Origin of the sequence: Schaalia cardiffensis (assembly GCF_016405145.1) — a bacterium.
Taxonomy (GTDB): Bacteria; Actinomycetota; Actinomycetes; order Actinomycetales; family Actinomycetaceae; genus Pauljensenia; species Pauljensenia cardiffensis.
Genome location: NZ_JAEKIA010000014.1, coordinates 56,048 through 63,023 on the forward strand (window position 1 = coordinate 56,048; position 6,976 = coordinate 63,023).

Genomic DNA, 6,976 nt, shown 5'->3' on the forward strand with positions numbered 1-6,976 from the left:
ACGGTCTGAGTCGCCGAGCCCGGCCTTTCCCCCCGGGCTCGGCCCCTAGATCCGAGCGCGAGAATGAGCTCGGCGCTGCGGCTGGGATGATCGGCCTCGCCTCCTAGATCAGTGAGCCCGAGGCCGCGACTTTTCCAACCCGGGGGTTCAGTTCCCTTGAGTCCTGGGCCCGGGGCCCCAAGACCTAGGAATCCACCGCCCGACTCCAGCAGCTCAACGCTCTACAGCACGGCCTCTGCACGTCACAGGGCCCCGAACCGCTGTGGCGGTTCGGGGCCCTGCGAGTGATCCTCAGGTTCAGGCCTTTGGAGTGACCTCGACGATCACATCTCCGAAGGAGACATGACCCGAAGCGGCGGGAGTGACGGCCTCGAACTTCTTCTTGTTCGTCACAACGATCGGGGTGATCGTGTCGTAGCCAGCCTCGCGGATGACATCCCAGTCGACCTCAGCAAGGACGTCGCCGCGGCGCACCATATCGCCCTTGGCGACACGAGGCGTGAAGCCCTTGCCTTTGAGCTCAACCGTGTCCATACCGATGTGGATGAGGATCTGGACACCGGATGCGGTCTTGAGACCGTAGGCGTGACCGGTCGCGAAGGCAACTGTCACTTCACCGTCGACCGGGGAGACGACCTGGCCTCCAGTGGGCGCAATCGCAATGCCCGGGCCGAGCATCCCACGAGCGAAGGACTCGTCCTTCACCTGCTCAAGAGGAACGATCTGGCCATCAAGGGGTGCGGTGATCGAGTAATCAGTGGCATCGCCGATGATCGCAGGCTTTGGCGCGGGAGCTGCGGCAGGGGAGGGAGCAGCAGCTCCGCCAACGGCTCCGACAGCAACCGGAACTGCAGTGGGCTCTGCGACGTGCGCCGGGACAGTGCCTGCGTCTCCAGCAGCGGCGGGACGAGCCTCCATATCGGCCTTGCCACGAGTCGAAGCGTAAACGAAGGTGGCGCCGAAGGAGAGTGCGAAGACGATGACCTCAAGGAGGAGGTACTTCGGGATGTCAGCGGTACGGATCGACACGAAGCCGACAAAGCCTGCGGCTCCCAGGGCAGCGCCTCGAACATTGAGGAGCGCGACGCCCGCCGAGCCGATCGCCGCAGCACCCATGCCGACGAAGAAGGGCCACTTGAGTCGGAGGTTGACACCGAAGATCGCGGGCTCGGTAATACCGAAGACAGCGGATGCGCCACCAGCACCAGCCAGGCCTTTGAGCTTGGCGTCGCGGGTCTTCGCGAAGACCGCGAGGGCCGCAGCGCCCTGAGCGACATTGGCCATGGAGGCGATCGGGAAGATGAAGTCGCCGGGGCCGCCGTTTTGGGGCAGAAGGGGGATTTCCACTGCGGGGAAGGACTGGTGCAGACCGGTGACAACGATCGGGCTGTAGAAGAAGCCGAAGATCAAGCCGCCGAAGACTCCGAGGGTGTTGTAGGTCCAGTCGAGCCCATTGGTGAGCAGCACCGAGAGCTGACGGGTGACAGGGCCGACGAGGACGAAGGTCAAGAAGCCAGTGACCAGCATGGTGATGAGCGGCGTCAACAGGAAGTCGGCGGTACCGGAGAGGCGCTTGTGCAGCCACTTCTCAATGGTGGACAGAATCCATGCGACGCACAGCACCGGGATGACCATCGCCTGGTAGCCGATCTTGTCGACCTCGAGGCCGAAGAGGTGCCACGTGGGGTTGGCGCCGGTAAAGGCCCAGAAGGCGTCAGCAGCATCCTGATCGGTCATCGAGTAGGCGGACAGCAGGGAACCGGAGACCATGGCTGCGCCCATCGCGGCACCCAGGTAAACATTGCCCCCGAACCTCTTGGTTGCGGAGAAGCCGACGAGGATGGGGAGGAAGGCGAAGGCTGCGGCTGAGACCAGGTTAATGAGGCTCGCATAGTCGGCCACAGCCGGGTACATGTCGATGATCGACTTGCCGTTAAAGAATCCGGCCTGGAGGACGTTGTTCAGGGCCATCATGAGGCCACCGGCGATAAGGGCCGGCAGAACCGGGACGAAAATGTCGGCGATCATCTTGATGAAGCGGGAGACGAGATTGCCGCCCTGCTCGGCTTCTTCCTTCGCCTCGTCCTTGGAGACCTCGCGGACACCGTGGTCGCTCACCATGCGCTGGTAGACGACGTCGACATCACCGGGGCCGACGATGATCTGGAACATTCCTCCGGCGGCGAAGGTTCCCTTCAGGTCGTCCACGGCGTCGAGGGCCGCTTGGTCGACCTTGGTTTCATCCGCGAGGACGAGCCTCAGGCGGGTGGCGCAGTGAGCTGCGGCGTTGATATTTGATGCCCCTCCGACGGCCTTGACGACCTCGGACGCCACCTTGGCGTGATCCATTGCCATCCACGTTCCTTTCTCGGTGGACCCCGGGTGCTGGGCAACGGCGTCACCAGTGCAGCCCGGGCTCTATAGCAATCGTTTGACATACTACGGACGCCTCAGAAGTCCGCGCAAGGGTTTGAACATCACGATTTGACTGATTTTTTGCGCTGTTTAGGGCTGAGGCAGCCCAGTGCACCCGGATCCACAATGCGCTCACCACGGGGCGTGAAGCGTCACTGTGCCTGAGCTGCACATTCAGTCAAGACGCGCCGAAACGAAGCCCTCCAGAGCCGCATTCCCCTCTACACGGACCCGAAGGCCCGAGCTTCCAGCATTCAAGAAAGAACGGAAGGTGAAAGCCAGACGACCATCCCCGCAGAACACTTCAGTCAAGGAACGGTCGTGCACAATCTCGATCGAATTGACGTCTCCCGCTTCGAGAGTCACGACGCGGCTTCCCCCGTGCGGGTAGCGCGAAGCAGAGCGGTCGACGAGCAGACGATTGGCCTCGATCCGGATTGTGAGGCCACAATCCTCGCCCATATCGAACTCGAGGGCCCCGCCCTCGTCGATCGTGGCGCAAGTCTTCACTCTCCACGAGCGCGAGCCGGACAGGGCTTCGATCTCCTTGAAATCGCAAGCAGAGTCTGCGACGCACGAGGCCGAAGCGGGTTCGCAGTTGGTAGCAGATGGAGCTGTCCGCGAATCGAGGTCGGCCCTCGTATCTGTGGAAGCCTTCTCTTCGAGCGGGAGGCCGGGGAGGAAGGGCCTTTGAATCAGGCGTCCAGCGCGCAGGCTCAGGGCTCTCGGACTGGTGAGAGCATGAACCCAGCCGCCCGTCGCGATGGAGGGCTGGTCGTCTTCGCTCGCGTTGCCTGCCCAGCCGAGGAGAAGGTTCTCTTCACCTTCCGCATTGCGGCCCCAGCCGCTGGAGCGGCGCGCATAAGCCTGGGGGGCGTAGAACTCGAAGCCCCGGTCGACCTCTTCGAAGGAGCCGTCGGCGCTGCGGAACTCTGTGCCGACGAGTGAGCCGACGATGTAGACGCAGGGGAAGATGTTTTCGAAGCCCTCGCGCTCGGGCGCAACACCCTGGGGGCAGAAGATGAGGACGTCCGAAACCTCGCCGCTTTCTTCGTCGCGCAGGCGCAGAAGGTTGGGACACTCCCACATGTAGCCGAAGGAATCGAAGACTCCCCCGGCATCGGGGAAGGTCATTTCGCCTTCCAGATCCCAGTGACGCCGGTCGGCTGAGCGGTACAAGAGGATCGTTCCACTGAGGTCCTCGCGCTGAACGCCGAGCATCATGCGATACGAACCAGCGGGGTCGTCAGGATCTTGCCAAACTTGCGGATCGCGGAAGTGGGCGGTGTAGCCCTCGGGTTGGCGGGTGATGATCGGGCCGATGGTTTTGCGGAAGCTCTTCAGGTCACTCGTTTCGACGAGGCACTGCGTCGCTTCGCGTTCACCGCTTTCGGGGTCTTTGTAATTCCCCGTGTACCAGAGTTCAACACCACCCTCGACGCCGATCGCGGTGCCCGAGTAGGCGCCGTTCGCGTCCTGGTGACAATCCGGCAGGATCGCGGGCTCCAGGTAGTCCCAGTGGACAAGATCGGGGGAGACGGCGTGGCCCCAGTAGACGAGTTTCTTGGGGAACTCGGGGGTGTACTGGAAGAAGGCGTGGTAGTCGTTTCCGTCAACAATGAGGCCGTTGGGATCATTGAGGCGCCCGACCGGCGGGACGACGTGGAAGATCGGGTAGTCGGCATCTTCGCGGGCATGAGAGTCACGTTCGGCGGCGCGGGCGAGCGCTAGGAAATCCTCAGTCATGTTTGGAGCATAGCGGCCCTGTCATTCGTTTGACAGAGTTTCGAGGAGCTCACCCCTCGGAGGCAAGAGCTCGATGGAACGCCACGGGGGCGTCGCCACTCCTGGCGACGCCCCCGGCGATCCTCAAAATCTCCGCCTCAGCGGCGACGGCGCCTGAGGGCGAGAGCACCGCAGGCCGCGAAGATTGCAGCGATAGCGACCCCGAAAGTGGTATCCGCACCAGTCGCCGCGAGAACCGCTCGCGAAGCCTTACCGGCGACCGTTGACTGCGCCGGGGCAGGATCCGGAGTCGGTTCGGGCGTCGGCGCGGGCTTGTACTTCACTGTGAAGGAGATGCCCTCGTCGTTCGCGGCGTCGGTCCCATCCGGATCCTTGCGCTGAACGCCGTTCCAGACGAATTTGAAGTCCACGATCTTCGCGCCACCGGACTTCGACGCCGTCGCATTGAAATGCCCCGACACCTCACCCTTGACCGTGTAGTTCGTGTCTGCAGCGGAGTCGTCAGTGAAGGTGACGCCCGGAACGGAGACCTGCAGACCATCCGGGGAAATAGCATCGACGGCGGCCTTCAGAGCCGCGTAGTTCGTGATCGCCTTCTTCGCCGCCGACGTCATATCGAACGTCACCGTCACGACGCCGTCCTTCGCGATCGCGGAGGTCACTTCGAACTGATCCGAACCAGTCAAGTGCACGCCGGGAATCTTCTCGCTGTTCGGGATCGACATCCCCGCGGGCAGGGTGAAGGAGGCCGTGAAACCGAAACCGATGTTCGACAAGGCGATGCCCCCGAACTGATCCGAGACCTGGTTGTAGTACTGCTCGGCCTGCGTCATCTGGTCCTTCACCGTCTTAGCATCCACCAGACCGGTCAGGGTCAGGCTCGCATTCTTGCCCGAGGCCACGAACACCGCGTCGTGCTCGGTGTCAGGAGCGCCCGACTCGGCGCCGAGCATGTCCGCAGGAAGATCCGTCGTCTGCTCGTAGGGCTGGGGCGCCGGGGCCGTGTACCTGGTGGTGAAGGTGATGCCCGGCTGGGTCTTCGCGTCCGCGAGGCCCTCCTTCTGCTTACCCGTCCAGGTGAGGTCGAAGCGAACGTCCCTTCCGCCGGTCGCGGCGGCCTTCGACGCCAGCGCACCGAAGGAACCCGAGACCTCGCCCACCACGGTGTAGTCCGTGTCGGGAGTCGAAGTCTGGGAGAAAGTCGCTCCCGAAACCGTGACCGTGAGCGGCGAGCTCATCGCGTCGATGACGTCCTTCAGGGCCTGATAGGTCGTGATCTTCGCCTTCGCATCGTCCGTGAGGGCGAAGTCGACCGTCGCGGTCCGATCGACGACCTCGACGTTCGAGACGGCGAAATCTGTCGAACCGGCGAGCTTCACCGAGTTCTTCGTGATCGACTCGGGGCTCATGAACTCCATGCCCTCAGGAAGCTTCAAGACGGCCTTGAAGGCGTAGGAGACATCGCTCAGAGCGATATTCGGAAAATCCGGGTTCGACTGGGTGAACTGGTTCTCGAAGACAGCCATCTGGTCCTTGACCGGATCCGGGTACACGGCGCCGGTCAGCGACAGGTTCGCGCTCTTGCCCGAGGCCTGGAACACCGAGTTCTGCTCGGAATCGGGAGCGCCCGTCCCCTCGGCGCCCGCCAGGTCGGCGGGGACGGTGAGAGCCTGCTTCACCGAGAGCGGCTCGTCGTCAGGTGCGGGGTCGGGCGCCGGGCCGGGGTTCGGATCCGGATCCGGATCCGGGGTGAAACAACTCGCGAGGTCCTTGGTGTACGGGACCGAGGCGGTATCGGCGTTGAAGGTCGTCTTGTACGAGAAGAAGCTGCGGCCCGTGTAGAAGGTGAACGATCCATTCCCCGCGATCGTCGCACCATCAGCGGCCTGCGCCTCAGCGAGAGAGTTCGCCGTCACGGTGTAGGGGATCGTCAGTGTCACGGTGGGCAGCGGAGTCTTCGCCTTGTCCGTGTTGTAGGCGCTGAGAATCCCCGCCCAGTTCTGATCCGTGAGCCTCATGTCGAAATCGACCTTCGTATCCGAGGTCGACGACGTGATTCCACCTGCGGGAACCACGGTCGAGGTCGAGGCCGTGGTCACCGCGCCGATCTGGGCCGAGGCCGGCAGGTCGAGCGCGTACTTGATGGAGGCGATATGACTCTTGGTCTCATCCGGGGTTAGGCGTTCAGCCCGGCCATAGTCGCCATATCCGACTCGTGGCCCTTGAGAATCTCGGTCATCGGTACATCGGCCGTGAGCACACCGTTGTAGGTGCCACTCGTATGATCCTCTGCGCAGTTCAGGGTCCCCGTGCTGCTCACGTACTGGGCGACGGGGAGATCACCCCCCTTGGCGAATGCGGGAGCGGCGCCGCCGACGGTGATCCCTCCCACGGCCAGGGCGCTCGCCGAAACGAGGGAAACGAGGGTCGATTTTCTTCGATACGTCACGAAGTCCTCCGATTGATGGGGCAGCCTTTTTCGAGCACTCTATCACTGGCATTACAGAAGAAAAACCAAAGTTTTCAAGACCGCGAACCTGTTGATCGCGGCGCGTTAACCATGGTCAGAGCGCATTACTCGCCGCCCGGCCTGGCGAAGGGATACCGCTCGTATTCCGCATGACGGTCCCCGACGATGTTCCGCATGACGCTCCGCGATTCCGGAAGGCGATCCGATTCGAGCCGCGTGGGTTATAGGACAAAATGTGTTGGTCGGGTCTAGTCCCAGTCGGTGCGGTAGGGGCTGTGGTGGTGGAGTTCATGCCAGGCGATGGCGTCTCCCCATTGGGGGATGATGCCGGCGGCGGGGTGGTCG

At 63.0% G+C, this 6,976-nt stretch carries 4 protein-coding genes; all 4 read right to left on the minus strand.

What is annotated here, in order from left to right; genetic code table 11:
- Positions 1–297 precede the first annotated feature (297 nt).
- A complete protein-coding gene (locus JFX23_RS08190) occupies positions 298–2,355 on the minus strand; it encodes a PTS beta-glucoside transporter subunit IIBCA (protein WP_198776486.1) in 2,058 nt (685 codons plus the stop codon).
- Between the two features lie 234 nt (positions 2,356–2,589).
- Positions 2,590–4,161, minus strand: a complete 1,572-nt coding sequence (locus JFX23_RS08195; RefSeq protein WP_198776487.1) for a glycoside hydrolase family 32 protein — start codon at positions 4,159–4,161, stop codon at positions 2,590–2,592.
- A 137-nt stretch (positions 4,162–4,298) separates the two neighbouring features.
- Complete coding sequence (locus JFX23_RS08200) at positions 4,299–6,260, minus strand: hypothetical protein (protein WP_198776488.1); 1,962 nt, start codon at positions 6,258–6,260, stop codon at positions 4,299–4,301.
- 77 nt (positions 6,261–6,337) lie between these two features.
- Positions 6,338–6,610 carry a hypothetical protein gene (locus tag JFX23_RS08205; protein WP_198776489.1) on the minus strand — a complete coding sequence of 91 codons (273 nt, stop codon included), beginning with the start codon at positions 6,608–6,610 and terminating at the stop codon, positions 6,338–6,340.
- Between the last annotated feature and the right edge of the window lie 366 nt (positions 6,611–6,976).